The sequence below is a fragment of the Entomobacter blattae genome, assembly GCF_014672835.1.
Lineage (GTDB): Bacteria > Pseudomonadota > Alphaproteobacteria > Acetobacterales > Acetobacteraceae > Entomobacter > Entomobacter blattae.
Map to the genome: position 1 here is coordinate 504,861 of NZ_CP060244.1, position 18,069 is coordinate 522,929.

The 18,069-nt window shown below is 46.1% G+C and carries 17 protein-coding genes; 7 read left to right on the top strand and 10 right to left on the bottom strand.

The annotated features are described in order from the left end of the window. Nucleotides 1-32: 32 nt before the first annotated feature. The 4 genes from JGUZn3_RS02290 to JGUZn3_RS02305 form a co-directional block, all read right to left on the bottom strand. Complete coding sequence (locus JGUZn3_RS02290; protein WP_203414144.1) at nt 33-419, bottom strand: hypothetical protein; 387 nt, start codon at nt 417-419, stop codon at nt 33-35. Nucleotides 420-499: 80 nt separating this feature from the next. Further along, nucleotides 500-1,300, bottom strand: coding sequence for a CbtA family protein (locus tag JGUZn3_RS02295; protein ID WP_203414145.1), 801 nt, complete (start codon nt 1,298-1,300; stop codon nt 500-502). A 49-nt stretch (nt 1,301-1,349) separates the two neighbouring features. Continuing rightward, the gene (locus tag JGUZn3_RS02300; RefSeq protein WP_203414146.1) at nt 1,350-1,562 is read right to left on the bottom strand and encodes a CbtB domain-containing protein; all 213 of its coding nucleotides are present in this window, start codon (nt 1,560-1,562) and stop codon (nt 1,350-1,352) included. A gap of 632 nt (nt 1,563-2,194) precedes the next feature. After that, entirely contained in the window at nt 2,195-2,347 is a 153-nt protein-coding gene (locus JGUZn3_RS02305) for a hypothetical protein (RefSeq protein ID WP_203414147.1), read from the bottom strand. 40 nt (nt 2,348-2,387) lie between these two features. On the opposite strand from JGUZn3_RS02305, the gene JGUZn3_RS02310 reads away from it, so the two are divergent. Continuing rightward, nucleotides 2,388-2,846 (top strand): histidine phosphatase family protein, encoded by a 459-nt coding sequence (locus JGUZn3_RS02310; RefSeq protein ID WP_203414148.1) that lies wholly within the window; start codon nt 2,388-2,390, stop codon nt 2,844-2,846. Nucleotides 2,847-3,047: 201 nt separating this feature from the next. Here JGUZn3_RS02310 and JGUZn3_RS02315 read toward each other — a convergent pair whose 3' ends face one another. Beyond that, complete coding sequence (locus JGUZn3_RS02315; protein ID WP_203414751.1) at nt 3,048-4,127, bottom strand: alkene reductase; 1,080 nt, start codon at nt 4,125-4,127, stop codon at nt 3,048-3,050. A gap of 309 nt (nt 4,128-4,436) precedes the next feature. Further along, nucleotides 4,437-7,814, bottom strand: coding sequence for a S41 family peptidase (locus JGUZn3_RS02320; RefSeq protein WP_203414149.1), 3,378 nt, complete (start codon nt 7,812-7,814; stop codon nt 4,437-4,439). A gap of 192 nt (nt 7,815-8,006) precedes the next feature. On the opposite strand from JGUZn3_RS02320, the gene JGUZn3_RS02325 reads away from it, so the two are divergent. Beyond that, nucleotides 8,007-8,252 (top strand): DUF3297 family protein, encoded by a 246-nt coding sequence (locus JGUZn3_RS02325; protein WP_203414150.1) that lies wholly within the window; start codon nt 8,007-8,009, stop codon nt 8,250-8,252. On the opposite strand, the gene JGUZn3_RS02330 is transcribed toward JGUZn3_RS02325, so the two are convergent. Both JGUZn3_RS02330 and JGUZn3_RS02335 read right to left on the bottom strand, forming a co-directional pair. After that, nucleotides 8,249-9,628, bottom strand: coding sequence for an MFS transporter (locus JGUZn3_RS02330; protein ID WP_238996866.1), 1,380 nt, complete (start codon nt 9,626-9,628; stop codon nt 8,249-8,251). The two genes, JGUZn3_RS02325 and JGUZn3_RS02330, sit on opposite strands and share 4 nt — an antisense overlap. A gap of 148 nt (nt 9,629-9,776) precedes the next feature. Then, complete coding sequence (locus tag JGUZn3_RS02335; protein ID WP_203414152.1) at nt 9,777-10,520, bottom strand: dienelactone hydrolase family protein; 744 nt, start codon at nt 10,518-10,520, stop codon at nt 9,777-9,779. Between the two features lie 767 nt (nt 10,521-11,287). Between JGUZn3_RS02335 and JGUZn3_RS02340 the strand changes: the two genes are divergently transcribed. After that, the gene (locus JGUZn3_RS02340; RefSeq protein ID WP_203414153.1) at nt 11,288-12,628 is read left to right on the top strand and encodes a GntT/GntP/DsdX family permease; all 1,341 of its coding nucleotides are present in this window, start codon (nt 11,288-11,290) and stop codon (nt 12,626-12,628) included. 160 nt (nt 12,629-12,788) lie between these two features. On the opposite strand, the gene JGUZn3_RS02345 is transcribed toward JGUZn3_RS02340, so the two are convergent. After that, entirely contained in the window at nt 12,789-14,327 is a 1,539-nt protein-coding gene (locus JGUZn3_RS02345; protein WP_203414154.1) for a Do family serine endopeptidase, read from the bottom strand. Between the two features lie 316 nt (nt 14,328-14,643). Further along, on the bottom strand, nt 14,644-15,081 hold the full coding sequence (locus JGUZn3_RS02350; RefSeq protein WP_203414752.1) for a nucleoside deaminase: 438 nt from the start codon (nt 15,079-15,081) through the stop codon (nt 14,644-14,646). Between the two features lie 511 nt (nt 15,082-15,592). Here JGUZn3_RS02350 and JGUZn3_RS12560 point away from each other — a divergent pair. The 4 genes from JGUZn3_RS12560 (at nt 15,593) to rsmD (ending at nt 18,002) form a co-directional block, all read left to right on the top strand. Then, nucleotides 15,593-15,721: a hypothetical protein gene (locus JGUZn3_RS12560; protein ID WP_275402850.1), complete on the top strand. Its 129-nt coding sequence runs from the start codon at nt 15,593-15,595 to the stop codon at nt 15,719-15,721. 85 nt (nt 15,722-15,806) lie between these two features. Beyond that, a complete protein-coding gene (locus JGUZn3_RS02355) occupies nt 15,807-16,547 on the top strand; it encodes a gamma-glutamyl-gamma-aminobutyrate hydrolase family protein (protein WP_203414155.1) in 741 nt (246 codons plus the stop codon). A 139-nt stretch (nt 16,548-16,686) separates the two neighbouring features. Further along, on the top strand, nt 16,687-17,433 hold the full coding sequence (locus tag JGUZn3_RS02360; RefSeq protein WP_203414156.1) for a pseudouridine synthase: 747 nt from the start codon (nt 16,687-16,689) through the stop codon (nt 17,431-17,433). Beyond that, nucleotides 17,433-18,002: a 16S rRNA (guanine(966)-N(2))-methyltransferase RsmD gene (gene rsmD / locus JGUZn3_RS02365; RefSeq protein WP_203414157.1), complete on the top strand. Its 570-nt coding sequence runs from the start codon at nt 17,433-17,435 to the stop codon at nt 18,000-18,002. Before JGUZn3_RS02360 ends, rsmD begins: the two co-directional genes overlap by 1 nt. Nucleotides 18,003-18,069: the final 67 nt, after the last annotated feature.

Genomic DNA, 18,069 nt, shown 5'->3' on the forward strand with positions numbered 1-18,069 from the left:
GGCGAAAACAGTCGTTTCAAACATCCCTACTATTAGGGCACAATAATGAGAGAATAAACCCCGTTGGCCTTCTCTTCCTCCCATGTCTGAACATGCCAACGTAAGGAATAATGCCCAACGGGTAGCTGCAATTTGGTTCTTAACGCCTTATAATCATCCGATGGAACCATAGTCAGCAACTGTGGTGGCCCCTTGGCCTCAATAAGTTCTACCCGGCTTTTAAAAGGATTAAATTTTTCATTAAAATAGAACGTTAAAATAGGATGATGAAGAGAAAGAGGCACCTGAGAAGTGGGCACAACCTTGACAAGCTCTATTGCGCGAGCTGAATAAGGGGGAAACACACCTAACCCGATGCCCACTAAAAAAACCAAAATCCCAGTTATTTTATTATATCCTGGCAATATATAGCTCCTCATTCCATTCTCACCTCTATGGGAAGCCCTAACTCTTATAAGAGGCCCTAACCTACCGATAGCAAGAGAGCCTCTTTCCCCTATCAGGTCTGTTTGGGAAGGGCATGATAATGGGTAGCCATATATTTTTCAGCCATGGCCCCAAAAATAAGCCCCATACCAACCCATAACACAGCCTGCATAGCAAAAGAGGCTATCCGAAAAGACCACAACACAAGGGCTGAAAAATCAGGCGGCACTTCGACCATAGGTGGTAAAACCCGCTGCAACACACCAACCAAAGCCAGATAAAGAATCCCGCCTGCAATTGCTGCATTCCATGAAGAGAGAACCTGCCGCAGCTTTAAGAAAAAAATCCCCCCAAAAATGGCGGAACAAAAAGAAAATAACAGCATTTCAAAGTAGCTTGCCGTACGAATTCCTATTGTCGCAGCCAACCCAACAGCAGGCGGATTAGCAGGATATTTTAGACCAGGCACGAGGACAAAGACCAAAAAACCGGCCATACCCAACAGCAAAGAAACCATTCTTACGGAAAGGGCATTGCCAAAAAAACGCCCGTAGAGCAAGGCAAACCCAATCGAAAAAACACCCCCAAAAGCAACCCCGTAAACAGCGACAGCCACAAACAGACCCAATGTTTTCTGAACACCCCGGCTCACCGGCTCTTCCTCTGAGACTTCAGAAGGGGATGGCTGAGTGTGCATCTTCTCCTCCCCATATCCCTCATGATGATGGGAATGAGAAGGTCCCCCATGAGCGTGCAGCTCTTCAAACTGGATGGCTTTTGTAATTTGCGGCTCACCAAACCATACTGCTACCAATACCGCAAGGCAGGCTGCTAAAAATCCCGATACCATGCCACGTGCCAATAGCGCCCCCATACTTCGGGCCCCTTTCTTTAACAGGAACAAAGACTGTTAGCAAAAAATATTAGTGGCAAGGAAATCCTAGAATATGGCGCCCATCATGAACAAACTCATGAATATAATGGCCTGAAACAACGGCTGTTGCCCCTTGCTCGGCCCCAACAAAATAAAGAAGGACTGTAAACAAAACGAGGGAAAATAGTGCCCAGGGCATAACCTGACGTAAAGGAATGGTGGGTAAAATGTCTTGTCTAGATACGGCAGAAGATTGAAACATATAGGCTCCTAACGGGGGAAATGCGCCCCAAAACAAACAAATAGACAAAAGGGCATAAAAGGTCTGGCTAGGGTGTAGGTATAACCCATACAGTGGCGCGGCCGCACCAAAATATTCGTCTTCTCTTATGTATATGATATTAGACTGTAACTGATAATCCTTTATCTCACAAGGATAAACCCTTTTAAAAACCCTAAATCCTATTACCCGAAGCTTCTGGAATAACCTCGCCTTCTCACCACAAGTATTTCTCAAAATATGGCCCACAGCACCTTCTGCCGTTGAAGTGTTAGGAGCGCTGTTTTTTAATATGGAGGCTACGGGGTAATCCCTTTTACTGTTTGACAGACCTTTGCGGATAACTATGGGATGCGATTGGGGTTGTAAAATCTGTTAAAGCAGCTTCTGATCGTTATGCCCCAGTGAATAATGAAGATGCGATCGAAACCCATAGAGCGCTAGGAGCTACTCTCCTTTTGGTGACAGAGAATATCCATTTATAAAGAATTGTTAGACAGAGGGGCGTTTTTTGCTGATCTCTTGAGCTGATCAGGAATACCTTACTATCTCCTCATTTCCCTATCACTTGTGGAAAGGGGTAACACAGCAGTTGGTCATTACGATATTTTCTTTTATTTTGCTGCTTCTCTTTTCTGTTCTGTCTCTCCGTCTTTTTCTTTTTTTACGGATTTCACTTTCATGGTTGTATTGCATCTCATCTCAGCAGCTCCTACCTTGGCGCTTAAAAAAGGCATTTTTTCAACCCCGATGGATGAAGCACTCATTCCCACAGCCAGTTTCCCCAAAAACAAAAGGTCTTCTCTTATGGAAACTGGGCCTTTTCAGAGCTATTGCAGCCCTTATCGCAACGCAGAGCAAACCGCTCATTGGCTAGAAATACCCTCTTCCTGCACAAACGCCCTTGCGGATTGCTCTTATGGTACATGGGGCGGAATGCCTCTAAAAACCATTGCAGATCAACACCCAACAGACTATCAAAAATGGCTTCAGCAAAGCGACTTTATACCCTCCCAGGGTGAAAGCCTATTTCATGTGCAACAACGCGCCATACAGTGGATTCATACCCTAACCACGCATGACTTCCCATCCCAAAAAACAATTATGGCTATTACTCACCCTGCCATAATAAAAGGCCTTCTTTGTGAGGTGCTGCAATGCCCTCTATCCCCAAACTTTCCGGTAGACATTGCCCCTTTAACAGTTAGCAGCCTCACCCACCGGCGAAAATGGCGTATTCATCAAGTCAGCACCCCACTTCTATAAAACCCCCACACCTATAAAACAATGAAGGGACTTTCCCAACTCCCTAGCCCTAGCCCTAGCCCTAGCCCTAGCCCTAGCCCTAGCCCTAGCGATATTTGGCCTCTGCTGGCGGTAAGGCAAGGGGAAATTGACACCCACAAAAAAGCCAGCCCTGTTGTAAGGCTGGCTTCTCGCTCGTCAACACTCTCATAAAAACAAGAGTTAACTAAATTGAAGATATCCTTCCAGGCTCTCTGGCCCCTTACCATACCAATATTTCATATCTGCCATTGGACGAAGGGGAAGATGCTCGCGAAAACGCTGCACCAAATCAGGATTGGTAATAAACGGACGCCCGTAAGCTACGGCATCTGCCTTTCCTTCATCTAGGATTTTTTGGCCCATTTCTTCTGTATAATCACTATTCAAAACCAGCGGCCCCTTAAATGCTTTTTGGATATCAGGCGCAACTGGCGGATGCACCCCTCTCCCAAATGTGCCATTAGAGCCTGGTTCTCTCAGTTCCAAAAATGCAATTTTATGGGCAGAAAGTCTTTTAGCTGCCTCGGTAAACAAAGGTACGGGCTTGTTATCATACACACCTTGAATCGGCTCATTCGGCGAGAGCCTTACCGCTGTGCGATCTGCCCCAATGGCATCCACCACAGCACCGGTGACTTCATCTAGCAGGCGTACACGGTTTTCCACCGAGCCACCATACTGATCACTCCGGAAATTAGACCCCTCACGAAGAAACTGATCAATCAAATACCCATTCGCTGCGTGAATCTGCACACCATCAAATCCGGCTCTCATGGCGTTTTTAGCAGCATTGGCATAATCATTTAAAATACGGGGAATTTCCTCAACCCCCAAGGCCCTAGCGCGCTCATAAGGTTTTTTTCCCTTATAGGTATAGGCATAATCTGGAGCAATGGTCGCCGAGGCGGAAACCCCTGGTTTTCCATCCAGAAAATCTGGGTGAACGATACGGCCCATATGCCATAGCTGGCAAATAATACGCCCACCAGCCTTATGGACGGCCTCTGTCACTGGCTTCCACCCCTCGACCTGCTTGTCATTCCAGATCCCTGCTGAATAGGGCCAACCAGCCCCTTCAACACTAATCGGGCTTGCTTCTGAAATAATAAGGCCTGCCCCGGCCCTTTGTGCGTAATACTCCACCATAATAGATGTGGGTACAAACTCGTTTGTCGCACGCCCACGCGTAAGCGGCGCCATAAATATACGATTTGCTGCTGATATGGCACCCACCTGTATAGGATCAAATAAACTGGGCATCATTCTTCCTTTAAAAATAGAACTATTAAAAATAAACTCTACTACGTATTTTGATTGCTCTCCCCTCATTAACAAGAGGGCTTAAACAAAAACACAGAGAACTCTTGCATTCCATCAGCGTTTCTCTTCCCTCCTTCTTAAGGAGCTTTGGTGAGCCAGGCTGTTTAAGAAGCACTGTTTAAAGGGCTCGGTTGATTTGTCTTTTCCTGCTCGTTTCATTATCCAGCTCATTCTAAAAACTTCCCTCTGTTCTGGGGCTTACGGTTTAGGCCCATGCTCTTTGAACCACTCACTACCGATCGCATTGCCCTATTCCTGTGGTGGATAAGGGTTGCTCCAAGAAGGAGGGGGTGGGAAATGGGAATGTTTTTGGCCCAATTGATCCATAACGTAATGGATGGCCGTAAGAAGCTGCTGATCCTTACCGTTCAAGACCTCTTGAGGGGTATTTTCTACCTCAATATCAGGTTTTACACCTTGGTTTTCAATCACCCATGTGGAATTTAATCCATAGATGCTTTCTTCTGGAATGGTAATATAGCCACCATCCAACAAAGGCCATTCTCCCCTAATACCACGTACACCCCCCCAACTTCTCTTGCCAATGACAGGGCCAAGACCATAGGCCCTGAAATAATAGGGAAATATATCCCCATCAGAAGCAGAATATTGATTGATCAATACTGCTTTAGGACCATTAATTAACTGTTGAGGGATGGTTCCTTGTCCTAATTGGCGGTTAGTAGACATCCCCACCAAGATACGCCTTAGGCGCTCAAGCAAAATCTGATCAATGAAGCCACCGCCATTCCAGCGGTCATCAATAATTAACCCGGCTTTATCTAACTGGCTGTAAAACTGGCGAATAAACTGCTCCATGCCACGGCCTTCCATATCAGAAAGATAGATATAGCCAATCTGTCCATGGGATTCTTTTTCTACCAAAGCACGATTATGATCTATCCAGGCTTTCTCACGCAAATTCAATTCAGAAGAAATGGGATTAACCGTAATATCGTGGGGCTTGCCAGCAAGCTCATCACTTAAGGTTAACATGAGCGGGCCTTTAACACCTGCCAAAAGCTGATATGGCGTAAGGGGGCTACGTAACTCCTGCCCGTTAATGGCCAGAAGATACTCTCCTTCCTTGGCTATACTGCCAGGTTCAGCAAGCGGGCTACGATAATCGCTACGGGTGGCATCCCCTGGATAGATTTTTTCTATACGGTAGCGCCCTGAAGCTTTATCTAAAGTAAATTCTGCCCCAAGCAATAAGGTGGGAGCGCGTGGCCGTATATCACCATAATCACCACCCCCAACATAGGTATGGGAATTCCCGAGCTCGCCTTGCATCTCACCAATCAGATAATTCAAATCGCTCCGTGAACCGACATAGGGTAAAAGGCTGGCATAACGGTTATAAACCTCTTGCCAATCCACACCATTCATGTGGGGGTTCACAAAAAGGTCTCGCTCTAAGCGCCAGGCCGAACGAAACATTTCCTTCCACTCGTCTTGGGGAGAAACAAACAATCCTACGGTCGAAAAATCCAGAGGTTTCGGGGGCTCATGTTTTTCCTTCGCGTCTATAACGGAAAGCTTTTTTTCTGAAAGATAAGCAAGTTTTGAGCCATCCCTATTGAGAACAAAGCTTTCAACCCCACCTTGGATAAGGGTATCCTTACGTTCTTTCAGATCAAAGGAAAATAAGCGGCCCTTATCCTCCCCCTCTAATGGCCCTTCGATAGATTGTGCAGGCCCAAGCAGATAAAAAAGCTTATCCCCCCTAATGGCGTAAGACTGGAGACTCCCTAGCTTGAGGGGAACTGGGGTTGCCCGTTGCATAAGGCCTTCAAACTCTATAGTGGTTTTGGGAGCATCCTCCGTAGGAATGTTTTTTTTCTCTTTATCTTTTACCCATTTTCCTTCATCAGAGCGAATACCCAATAAAGGTTGGAGCTGCGCTGTAAGGGGAGTGACATAAATGCCGATCGTCTGAGCCGTGGAAACATTAAATTCATGTTCTGAGAACACCGCATTATCATGCCGTTGGGAAGCAAAGAAGAGATAGTGACCATCGGCAGAAAAAACAGGATTGAAATCGCTATTCTCGCCCATGCTGACCTTTCTAGCTTCAGCCTTTTCCCTATTGTAAATCCACACACTCCGTTGCTGGTTTTCTTCTACCAGGCTATAGGCCAGGAAGCGACCATCCGGCGACCAGCTCTGGTCATGGATCTCGCTATGTTTATCCGTTGCAACCAGAACCGTCTGACCATTTTCTATGGAGGTTACCCAAAGGTTATGGCCTGCATCTGCCGTGGCAAGATATTTCCCCCCTGGAGAAAAAACAGGCTGATATAAATAACCATTTTTAAAGTGGGTAAGAATTTTTTCTTCTCCCCCTAACGCGGGGCGAATGGCAAGCTGATACTCCCCATCTTTATCAGTAGCATATGCTAACAAGCGCCCATCGGGTGACCATGCTGGATGGTCCTCATCTATCCCACTCGTTTTGGTTAAGTTACGCACAGCACCATAGTCCACGGGCACAGTCAACACCTCTCCACGGGCTGAAATCGCAAGCCGTTTGCCGCTGGGGGCCAAATCGTAATCTGGCTGTTCAGCCGTATCTTTGTAGCGAACATATTCATCTATAGTGATGAAGCGCCTTCCCGTACGAGAAGCATCATCGGGAACTTGGGCTTCAACCTTATGAAGGGTATGATCGGGAAGATCCAATACATACAGGTTCCCCCCTTGCTGAAAAACAAGGCCGTTATCACCTAGCGAGGCAAAATCCACATCATAATCCGTAAAATGGGTGACTTGTTCTGCCTTGTGATTTTCCAGGTTATAAACCCAAAGGTTCCGCCGTTTTTGGTCTCCCCTATCAGAAATAAAATAAATCTTTTGACCATACCACATAGGGTTCGTAGCGCTTCCCCACCCCTTAGCAATAGGGGTCAATTCCTGTGAGACCAAATCATACGTATAAAGTTGTTGGGCCAGACCGCCATTATAGCGTTTCCAAGTTCTGAAATCCCGAAATATACGGTTATAGGCAATTTTTTTGCCATCAGGGGAAAAGCTCATCAAGCCTGAGCGATCCAATGGAAAGCGTTCGGGCAACCCACCCTCCACCGACACCTGAAAAGGAAGCGTAATCCAGCTATTCCAAGCCTGCCTTCGGGAAAGAAAAATAATTTTTTTGGAATCCGGTGTCCAGGCAATGACAAGATTATCCGGCCCCCACCGCTCTGGAGCTTGAGGGGTAATATCGGAATGATATGTCAACCGCCGTGGGCTCCCTCCACTGGCAGGAATTACATAAACATCGCGGTTCCCCTGATAACTGGCTGTAAAGGCAATCCACTGCCCATTGGGAGAAAACCGGGGCATATACTCATCCCCAAGCTCTGTGGTCAGTCTACGGGCTGTCCCCCCTTTACGATCCACCGACCATAAATTGCCATGAGCAATAAAAACAATCTGGTTATTTTTAAGGGTTGGAAAACGCATAAATACAGGTTGCCTGCCACCATAATCCAAAGGAGAACCAGCAGCCTTAGCAGGATAGCAACCAAAATAAAGAGCACTGCTGGCGACACCGGCAAAAAGCGAAAAAGCATAGAACGGTGTGTGCGTAATAAAACCCTGTAGCCATTTTTTCATCTTCTTATGCATATCTTCTCCTTCATGCCTATAACCAGTGACATCCCCCGGCTCAACCGCACTATACTAGCCTGTTATTATGGCTTACCAGAAGAGGAAAGATCGTAAAAAAAATATCAAGAAGACTCTTAACCGCTTATTGGCTTTTATAGACTTGGCACTGTATAAACACGCTTATCATCTTTATATTTCTATGAGGTTTTTATGTCCGCATCCTTACCAGACCGCCTTTCCATCAACCCTGAAAGCCCCTTTTATGATGAAGAGCTTTTAAAGCAAAATGTTCGGATCCTCTTCAATGGTGTTGAAAAATTCAACGTAGAGGAATACTGCATCAGTGAAAAATGGATTCGTGTGGCCGTTGGGAAAACACTGGATCGAAAAGGCCACCCCTTAACCATGAAATTAAAGGGCGATGTTACAGCCTTTATCGGCGAAAGCGCGCCTTAACCCGGATAATTTTTCTCTCTTTTCAGAAAAACCCGGCTTACACTTAACAGGGCACTTAAAAATGCAGTGCCCGCAGCAATGGCTAAACATACCCTGTTTGGTTCGTAAGTAATCAGCTCAAACACCATGGCCACCAGCATGGCACCCAAAGTTTGCCCTGTAAGCCGACCAATGGCGACCATTCCTGCAGCACCCCCCGAGCGGCTTGCAGGTGCTGAAACCATCATCTCCTTATTATTGGGAGGTTGGAAAAAGCCAAAGCCAATCCCTGCCAAGCCAATACGCCAGATAAAATCAAAATCTGTTGGAGGGTGCGGTAAAAAACATAAGAAAACAAACCCTATCCCGGTAATGAACAACCCGATAGAAGTCAGAATACCTGCCGACACTCTATCGGCAAGCCTGCCGACAATAGGCCCCATACATAAAATAGCCAAAGACCACGAAGTCATAATCAAGCCCGTATGGGCTGCTGTGTAATGATAATGTTCCTGAAGAAAAAAGGGTATGGAGACGATGTAAGAGGTTGCACATATAAAACCTGTAATACTGACAATAAATGCAACCCTGAAATCCCTGATCATCAACAAATCTACTGGAAGAAGGGGTTGTGGGTTCCCAACCTGGCGCTGAGTAAGCAAGCCAACAAAAATCATCCCCGCAACAATAAGACTGCCGGCCAGTATAACATTGCCATCATGAGCAAAACCATCTCCACCAATAATCAATGCGCCTATCCCCACGACACTTAAAAAGGCTGACATGACATCAAATGGTCTATCCACCCGCGGTGTTTCGGGCAAGGAAAACCAAGAGACAACAAAGGCCAAAATTCCCAACGGTACATTAATTAAAAACAGCCACGGCCAGCTGGCAAAAGCCAAAATTCCTCCCGCTATGGATGGCCCCATGGCTGCGCCCAATGCCACCACCATACCGTTAATGGCCATACCCTTCCCCATTTCCTTGGCAGGAAAAATAAAGCGAATTAAGGCAACCCCAACACTCATACCCGAGGCACTTCCCATTCCCTGTAAGGCACGAAAAATAGCCAGTTCAAGAATAGAGGTTGAGACTGCACATAATAATGAAGCAATCGTAAACAAGGCCAAGCCAATATAATACATACGGGCAAAGCCAATTTTTGCACCGAGAGACGAAAAAGGCAGAATCGTTACCATACAGGCCAGCTGATAGGCATTCACTACCCAAATAGAGGCAGAGTTGGTGGTATGCATATCTATGGCAATTTGGGGCAATGCCACGTTGGCGATCGCATAATCGAGCACGGAAAGCATGACTGTCAGCAAAATGGCCGACATGGCCCAAAAGCGGGCTTTTCCGTACAAGCCTTCATCTCCTAAAGTTTCACCCACCTCTTTTCTCCATTTCATAGACAGTCAGCAAGATCAGGCCAGGATGTTGGGACTTATTGCCCTCTCTTATGCATTTTTCAAAACTGGCCCGTAAGCTTCACAAGCTTCAATAGTAAAATACTATCCCTAAAAATATCCTAAAATAAACCTAAACTAGGGCTTTAGCAAAGAGCGCCTTAATATGCTCTATGGCAAGCATAAACAAGGCCGGATCATAACGAGGGCCTTCATCGCGCAAAAAGGCATGTTGGCCGTTATATTCATGCCATTCAAAGTGGATTTGGGATTCTTCTAACCGATCACGGATAAGCCTGCGCCCCTCATAGGGAATGTGGGGGTCTTGCCGACCCCATACAAACATGGTTTCTGCCTTAAGCTCTGGCAATTTCTTTAATGTGTCATCCTTTTTGCCTTCCCCTAAAGTGGCGCTATGAACATCGGTGGCATAAAAACAGGCTGCGGCCAATACACCCTGATTAAAGGCAGCCCTTAACGCTAAATGCCCCCCTAGACACACCCCTAATGTGGCAAGCTTGCCAGAGCAGGCCTTATAACGGGCTAACCACTTTAAGACAGCCGTGGCATCATCATCATACGCCTTGAGGGGCTTACGGTATTTAAGCTCATTTCCCCGATCTGCACCGACTTGATCATACCCTAGAACCGTACCGGCTGGTTCATATTCATGATAGACTTCCGGAACAGCAACCACATAGCCTTGCCCTGCGATAAAGGAGGCAAAGCGACGTATGGGGTCAGTAAGCTGAAAAATCTCAGAAAAATACACAACCCCTGGATAAGATCGCCCTTCATCAGCAGGCCTAAAAATATAGGTGCGCATTGGACCTGTTGGCGTCTCAATATCCTCAAATTCATCGCTACGGATCAGCATTTCTTTTGCTCCTTATGCTGGTTTTTATCTCAGACATATTTTTAAAAAAAATACGACTTAGACGCCAGCCTTTTTAAATAATCCACTCCTCCTATTCCCAACACAAAAACCATATCCGCCGTAAAACTCTGCTCTCTACTCCAAGCTAGGAAGAGGCTCTCCCCTCCATGCAGAAGAGAAGTTTCGCAAAACGCCACCGCCAAGAGACTGTTTGGGGCGGCCATCCCCTCCATACAGAGAAATTTCTGATCTGGGGTGAACAAACGGACGTTTCTGAAAAAATGCTGACTGGTATAACGCAGGCTATAGCTCCCTTATTCTCCTCAGAGTCCAAATTCTCTGGAAGTCTCATCTAGAAGTTCTCTTCTGGGCGTCTAGCGTTCCACAAACCAGAAGACCCTCTGCCCATTTCTACAGAAAGCCCCACTATAAAGGCACTAAAAATGCAGCCGTCTTTCCAGATTACATACCGGGTTACACAAAAGCAGAAAAAAGCTCCGATCTATGGTTGCATCCTGAATAGGATCCCAAATTTTTACTTAACTTATCATCCGCGTTTAAGTTTTACCCAATATATCTTCCCTCTCCCTTTAAAAACATGAAAAAAATACGGGTTTATAAATATTGCATAGTAAATAGTTCAGCCATCTACTCATTTTTTTTTTATTTTAAAAAAAAATAAAGATAAGTCATTCTAGAACAACTTTAAAAACAAAAGACCAAAAACCCTCTACAAGTTCTCAACCAAGAAAGATCATCATAAACTCATGACATCGTTATTTGCTGTTGGGCTTACCCTTGCTGCGGTACTGGCAATTATCATCCTTATTGCCCGCTACCATCTCAACCCTTTTATTGTTCTCATGTCGGTATCCATTGCCGTGGCCCTTATTGCCGGTATGCCTCCTACACAGGTTATCCAATCCTTCGAACAGGGTATGGGGAAAGTCCTTGGCCATGTGGCCATCGTGATTGCCCTTGGCACTATGCTTGGAAAGATGCTGGCAGAATCCGGCGGGGCAGACCAAATTGCCCTAACCATTGTTCGGTTATGCGGTGAAAAGCGTATTAGCTGGGGCATGATGGTTATAGGCCTCCTTGTGGGCTTACCCGTCTTTTTTGAAGTAGGGTTTGTTCTTCTGATCCCCTTGTGTTTTGTTCTTTCAAAAAAATTCAATGCCCCCCTTCTTATGGCAGCCTTACCGATGGGGGCCAGCCTTTCCGTCGTTCATGGTATGTTACCCCCTCACCCAGCAGCCATGCTGGCAGTACAATCTTATAATGCTGATATCGGGCTTACTATTCTCTACGGGCTTATTGTTGGTATTCCAACAGCTGCCATTGCAGGCCCACTTTATACAAAGTTTATTGTCAATAAAGTGCATCCCTCTGAAAATAATCCGCTGGCCACTCAGTTTACCAGCCGGGAAGAGCGCACAGACCTTCCCCCCTTTAGTATAACCATTGCCACAATCATGGCCCCTATTATCCTGATGTTGATTGGCTCTGCCGCTGATACTCTTTCCCCTAAAGGCTCAACCTTCAATCAGGCCTTACATTTTATTGGCAATACCGATATGGCCCTGCTGATTGCCACCATTATGTCTTTTTACACCCTTGGGATCGCTCGGGGGTTTTCTCGGCAGACCATTCTGACCTTCACCAATGAATGTCTTGCTCCTACCGCACTGATCATTCTTCTTGTGGGAGCCGGCGGTGGTTTTGGCCGAGAACTGGTTGATAGCGGTGTCTCTAAAGTCATAACAGATCTCGCTGTAATGGCCCATATTCCCCTTTTGTTTCTGGCATGGCTTATTGCCGCTATTGTCCGGGTGGCAGCCGGCTCAGCGACGGTAGCCATGACAACATCTGCCAGTATTATAGGCCCTATTCTCATGCAGACCCACGCTGCCTCTCCTGAATTGATGGTTTTGGTAACAGGGGCTGGTTCGGTGGCCTTTGGCCCCCTTAACGATGCAGGATTCTGGCAGATCAAGGAATATCTCGGTATGACTGTGGGAGATACGATGAAAACATGGTCAGTTATTGAAACCTTGATTGCTGTTTTTGGGCTATTTTTTGCCTTTCTCCTCTCCTTTGCCCTGTAAGAGGATTGCCCTATTGGAATCTGCTAGGTCTGGACAAAAAGCAACCTTTTACAACTTTTAATACCAAGGGGCATTTTTCCTTTTCGCCCTTGGTCACCTTAAAAAAACAGCCACCAATTGTAATTTGGTGGCTGTTTATTAGAGACGATTTTAAAAAAGATTAATGACCCGCACCATCTTCCCCTAAGAAAGAATTATCCTCAGAATTCTCTCCGGGGGGAAGGGCTACGAAAACATTTTGCCCATCGTGAATGACCTGCAATAAAACAGGCTGGTTTTTATGTAATTGCTCTTTAATAAGGTTTGCAGCCGCCTTTGGGTTTACCATAACCTGACGGTTCACCGAAACAATAATATCACCTGGGCGTAACCCCGCCTGATCAGCAGGAGAGCCGGGTAAGATCTCCCTTACCACAACCCCTTTGACACTTTCATCCACACCAAGCTGCTGGCGAATATCCGGGCTGAGGGTAGAGAGAGCCATACCGACATTCCCTGAGGATGGGCCTCCATTTTGCCCACCATCCCCTATCATTTCTAACTGATTGCCGATAACTGCCTTTAAGCTCGTGTTGGTTCCATTCCGCCAAACTATAATATCTACCGGGCTTTTTGGGGCAAGGGCAGCCACCTGCACAGCAAGATCATGCGGGTTATCAACCTTGTGGTTATTGACAGATAAAATAACATCCCCCACTTTTATCCCGGCCTTATCTGCTGGACTATCTGTGGTGACAGAAGCAACGAGTGCACCATGATAAGGGTCTGAGGGAGTCTCTTGCTTCAGCTTAAGAGCTTGAGCCATGGATGGAGAAATAATCTGGGTTGTAACCCCCAAAAATCCCCTTACGACATGCCCATTTTTCCGAAGTTGTTCTACGACGTTTTTAACAACATCCGAAGGGATAGCAAACCCAATCCCAATTGAACCCCCTGAAGGAGAAAGAATGGCGGTATTTACGCCGACCACTTTGCCATCCTGTGTAAAAAGGGGCCCACCAGAATTCCCACGGTTTATGGGGGCGTCTATCTGAATGAAAGAATCATAAGGGCCATCTCCAATATCTCTCCCCCGAGCAGAGACAATGCCTGCAGTCACAGTGCCCCCCAAACCGTAAGGATTACCCACAGCTATCACCCATTCACCCGGTTGAACGTCATTCGATTCGCCCAGCTGGATAAAAGGAAGCTTTGCTGAAGAGTGGACTTTTAACAATGCCAGATCTGTCTTTTGGTCGCGCCCAATAATCTTGGCCGAAAAAACCTGTCCGTTCTCAAGATGCACACTCACCTTTGAGGCATCTTTAACAACATGGTTATTGGTTACCACATAGCCATCTGCCGAAATAATAAACCCTGAACCTCGAGCCTCTACCATGCGGGGACCAGATTGCTGAGGAATCATCTGGAAAGGAAAGGGAAAAGGAAAAGGCATCGCCTGTTGGCCGCCCTGCATTTCCATTTCTGAATTCTTTACTTTAATGGTTGCCGTAATGGAAACCACCGCCGGTTTGACCTCTTTAACAAGATTAACAAAATTGGGCAGATGTGCTGCCGCTGGGCTGGGAGAAATGGCCCCTTCTGCGCGGGCAATCTGTTGGTTTACACCCCCTGTTAGCGACCCCATTGCTGTTCCAATAAGAAGAGCGCTTAATAAGCGCTGCCCCCGCTTAGCCGCAAACATAACATTCTCTTTCATACTCTTTCATGCGCTCCTGGCATAAATTATAAATAGATCAAAATATTTCTCTAAAACTTTATTCTTTATTTTGTTCTTTCTTAAAGTAACGTCAAGGAGAGATCTCCTTATTTCAAGGGGATAGACTCTATTAATTATCATCTAAAGGTAGGCCTTTTCCTGCTTAGGGCAGTTTTATGATTCCTGTAGCGACTTTTGAAGCCTATCGAGAAGACACATTTTTTACGCTAGAAACATGAGGTGCTGGCATAAATCTTGCAGCAATCATCAATCTTGCACCAATGATGAAGAGCCTGCCCATACCCACCTCACACTCTCACGACAGTCTGAGGTGATGAAAAAATTCTACCAACACTTGGCGACAAGCTTGTTCTTTAACACCGCCGATAATCTCCGGCTGAAAAAAATGAGAAGAACGCTGAAACACTTGCGCACCATGGTCTATCCCACCGCCTTTTGGATCATAGGCTCCAAAAACCAGCTTTTTTACCCTAAACAAGCCTATCGCTGCCGCACACATGGCACAAGGCTCCAAAGTTACATATAAAGTGCATCCCGTCAGCCGGGCACAACCAAGCCTGTGTGCCGCTCTTCGCAGAGCGAGAATTTCGGCATGAGCGGAGGCATCTTTTTGGGCTTCAACCTCATTCCCGGCTGCAGCAAGGCACTCCCCTTCGGCTGACACCACAATAGCCCCCACAGGAATTTCCCCCCGTAAGGCTGCTGCTCTAGCTTCTTCAAGAGCCTGATCCATAAAAGGAAACAAGAACTGGCTGGCTTTTTTCACAAACAAACCTTTTTATGCAGATCACCACGACTTTTCAATAATATACGGGTTTGAAAGCCTGCAACCGACAACGGCTGAATCCTAATATGTCCACCACACAGGCACAGCACAAGCCCAACTCCAGATGTTGGACATCCTGGCTAACCTCTTCCAACACACGCCAACACCGCACATATTTATGGCCCTTAACCTTCACGATGAGGCCTTTTTATACCCACTTCTCCTGTCATTAAAAGCGGATTTTCCACAGCCAGGCAGTCATATTTTTGTTTCTCATCTTTTTTATTTTTCACCGTTTTTCAAAACATAAAGTTTTTTCAAAAGACCATTTTATTTTATTCATTTTATTTTCCATCTGTGTAATAAATTGTAATGAAACTTTTTCTTATATTCTTTGTTAAATTAAATACTTTCCTCACACGAAAGAAAACGCAGGTTGCTTTTTGGGGCAAGCCATTCAATGAAAGGAGACAGTCTCATGCACACACTCATGCTTATTTTAACAGCCGCTGCTATTGTTATGGGACTTTCTGCTTTTGATCCACAATCTTCTGGAAAGCTTATGGTGCAATCATCTAACCGTATTGCTAGTCTTGTTGCCGGATAAATTTCAGAAAGTTAAAACATTCCCGATTATTTTCCACTATTTTCCCTTGTAAAAAGCTGCCATAACTGTAAATGCTTTACCCATTATGGCAGCTTTTTACCCTCTTATCGGCATATTGCTAGATCAGGAAGCCCCAGGCCCAGTGCCTCCTTCTTACTCATCTTTTCCCTGGTATGCTTTACGCAATAACTATATGGACTGCATAATTTCCTCAGGTGGCATGCCGGTAGGATTGCCCTTATCCCTTATTACCCTTAAACACCTCTTACCCCGTTTGGATGGGCTTATTATTGCAGGCGGCGCCTTTGATATTGACCCAGCCCTTTATCATCAATCCCCGCAATATCACCCCTTGATTTTAAAACCCAATCGAACCCAGTGCGAGCTCTACGCCACCCAATATGCCCTTTACCATTCTCTTCCCCTCTTAGGAATTTGTGGTGGAGCACAGCTGATGGCCGTAGCCCTCGGCGGTAGCCTTGTTCAACATATTCCAAGCCACTATCCCAATGCCTTACCTCATGAGCAACCCACACCACGTACCCAAGCCAGTCATAGCATTAACATCCTGCCTGATAGTTTGCTGTCCTCTATCACCAAAACCACCGCCATGGCCGTTAATTCTTCTCATCACCAATCCATCCTTTCTGCGGGAAAAGGCACACTCACAGCCTGGGCAGAAGATGGCGTTGTAGAAGCCATCGAACTTCCTTCCCATCCTTTTTTCCTGGGCGTTCAATGGCATCCAGAATTTAGCATTACACCAATGGACAGAAAAATTTTTACAGCCTTTATTAAAGCCTGTACACCCCAGAATCATAACTGAGTACTAATTTTATGGCTACTTATACCGAAGATGTGGCTATTTATTAACAAGCCAAGAACAGAAAATCATAAAAAACTTGATTTTTTCTCTCTTTTCCCTCTACCAAACACTTTGTGTCCATTAGGGAGTCAAAACCATAATGTCAGAAAAACCTGACCGTATTGCAAAGTGGCTTGCCCATGCTGGGGTAGCCAGCCGCAGAGACTGCGAAAATATGATTGCAGAAAAGCGCATACGGTTGAACGGCATTCTTGTTGAGCACCCGGCAACTTTTGTGCAAGATGGAGATCATGTAGAAGTTGATGGAACCACTATTTCTCCTCCGACTCGAATACGATTGTGGCGCTACCATAAACCCACTGGACTGGTCACAACACACAAAGACCCCCAAGGAAGATCAACCGTATTTGAGAGCCTGCCAGAGGCTCTCCCGCGTGTGGTCAGTGTGGGAAGGCTGGATATCACCAGCGAAGGCTTATTACTCCTTACTAACAATGGGGCTTTATCGCGTTTTCTGGAGCTTCCCTCTACCCAATGGAACCGCCGCTACCGGGTTAGGGTCTATGGGCGGGTAGTCCAGGAAAAGCTTGCTCGCCTGAAAAACGGCATAGAAGTTAACGGAGTCCAATATGGTCCTATTGAAGCGACACTGGATTCCCAAAAAGGTGATAATGCGTGGCTTACCGTCTCTCTCCATGAAGGTAAAAATCGCGAAATCAGAAAAGTCCTTGAGCATTACGATTTAACCGTAAACCGGCTTATCCGTATATCTTATGGCCCTTTCCAACTTGGCCAGCTTACGAAAGGTAGCCTTCAGGAGATTCCAACGAAAGTCCTTCGTGAACAAATCCCTACTTTCTTTCAGCCCCAATCCCAGTCCCGCTAATGCACATTATTGCCGGTAGCCTAAAAGGGAAAAAGCTCGCCACCCCTCCTGGCCCCTCTACCCGCCCAACAGCCATAAGGGTAAGACAAGCATTATTTGACATGCTTCTTCATGCCCCTTGGGGTGGAAATATGGTACTTTCTCAGGCTTTTGTGCTGGATATTTTTGCAGGAACCGGTGCGTTGGGGCTTGAAGCCCTCTCACGAGGGGCAGCTTATTGTTATTTTTTTGAAAATGATGCCACAGCGCTTCCCATATTACGAAGCAATATCCGCCATTGCCGAAAAGAAGCCCAGAGCACTATCATTCCAACTTCTGCCTTAACGCCTCCTATGGCCAAACAAGCGTGCTCATTGGCTTTTTTTGATCCCCCTTATAATAGGGAATTAATCGCACAAAGTCTGCAAGCCCTTACAACCCAAGGCTGGATTTTGCCCAACAGCCTTATAGTGACAGAAACTTCACGCCAGGAAATCCTTCCCTTCCCCAAGGAATCATTATTGGCTGAGCGTTTTCACGGGGCGGCCTGTCTGAGAATTTGGCGGTTTGAAAGCACGTGGAAGTTTTGACTTGGAGAGGAAAAACCTCTTCCTTCTCAATTCTAACAAATGGCAGGACTCTTTGCAGAGCACACTT

What these genes read in the sequence shown, in the direction of transcription:
- JGUZn3_RS02290 (WP_203414144.1), bottom strand. Translation starts at nt 419, where the DNA reads ATGAGGAGCTATATATTGCCAGGATATAATAAAATAACTGGGATTTTG.
- JGUZn3_RS02295 (WP_203414145.1), bottom strand. Translation starts at nt 1,300, where the DNA reads ATGGGGGCGCTATTGGCACGTGGCATGGTATCGGGATTTTTAGCAGCC.
- JGUZn3_RS02300 (WP_203414146.1), bottom strand. Translation starts at nt 1,562, where the DNA reads ATGTTTCAATCTTCTGCCGTATCTAGACAAGACATTTTACCCACCATT.
- JGUZn3_RS02305 (WP_203414147.1), bottom strand. Translation starts at nt 2,347, where the DNA reads ATGAGTGCTTCATCCATCGGGGTTGAAAAAATGCCTTTTTTAAGCGCC.
- JGUZn3_RS02310 (WP_203414148.1), top strand. Translation starts at nt 2,388, where the DNA reads ATGGAAACTGGGCCTTTTCAGAGCTATTGCAGCCCTTATCGCAACGCA.
- JGUZn3_RS02315 (WP_203414751.1), bottom strand. Translation starts at nt 4,127, where the DNA reads ATGCCCAGTTTATTTGATCCTATACAGGTGGGTGCCATATCAGCAGCA.
- JGUZn3_RS02320 (WP_203414149.1), bottom strand. Translation starts at nt 7,814, where the DNA reads ATGCATAAGAAGATGAAAAAATGGCTACAGGGTTTTATTACGCACACA.
- JGUZn3_RS02325 (WP_203414150.1), top strand. Translation starts at nt 8,007, where the DNA reads ATGTCCGCATCCTTACCAGACCGCCTTTCCATCAACCCTGAAAGCCCC.
- JGUZn3_RS02335 (WP_203414152.1), bottom strand. Translation starts at nt 10,520, where the DNA reads ATGCTGATCCGTAGCGATGAATTTGAGGATATTGAGACGCCAACAGGT.
- JGUZn3_RS02340 (WP_203414153.1), top strand. Translation starts at nt 11,288, where the DNA reads ATGACATCGTTATTTGCTGTTGGGCTTACCCTTGCTGCGGTACTGGCA.
- JGUZn3_RS02345 (WP_203414154.1), bottom strand. Translation starts at nt 14,327, where the DNA reads ATGAAAGAGAATGTTATGTTTGCGGCTAAGCGGGGGCAGCGCTTATTA.
- JGUZn3_RS02350 (WP_203414752.1), bottom strand. Translation starts at nt 15,081, where the DNA reads ATGGATCAGGCTCTTGAAGAAGCTAGAGCAGCAGCCTTACGGGGGGAA.
- JGUZn3_RS12560 (WP_275402850.1), top strand. Translation starts at nt 15,593, where the DNA reads ATGCACACACTCATGCTTATTTTAACAGCCGCTGCTATTGTTATGGGA.
- JGUZn3_RS02355 (WP_203414155.1), top strand. Translation starts at nt 15,807, where the DNA reads ATGGCAGCTTTTTACCCTCTTATCGGCATATTGCTAGATCAGGAAGCC.
- JGUZn3_RS02360 (WP_203414156.1), top strand. Translation starts at nt 16,687, where the DNA reads ATGTCAGAAAAACCTGACCGTATTGCAAAGTGGCTTGCCCATGCTGGG.
- rsmD (WP_203414157.1), top strand. Translation starts at nt 17,433, where the DNA reads ATGCACATTATTGCCGGTAGCCTAAAAGGGAAAAAGCTCGCCACCCCT.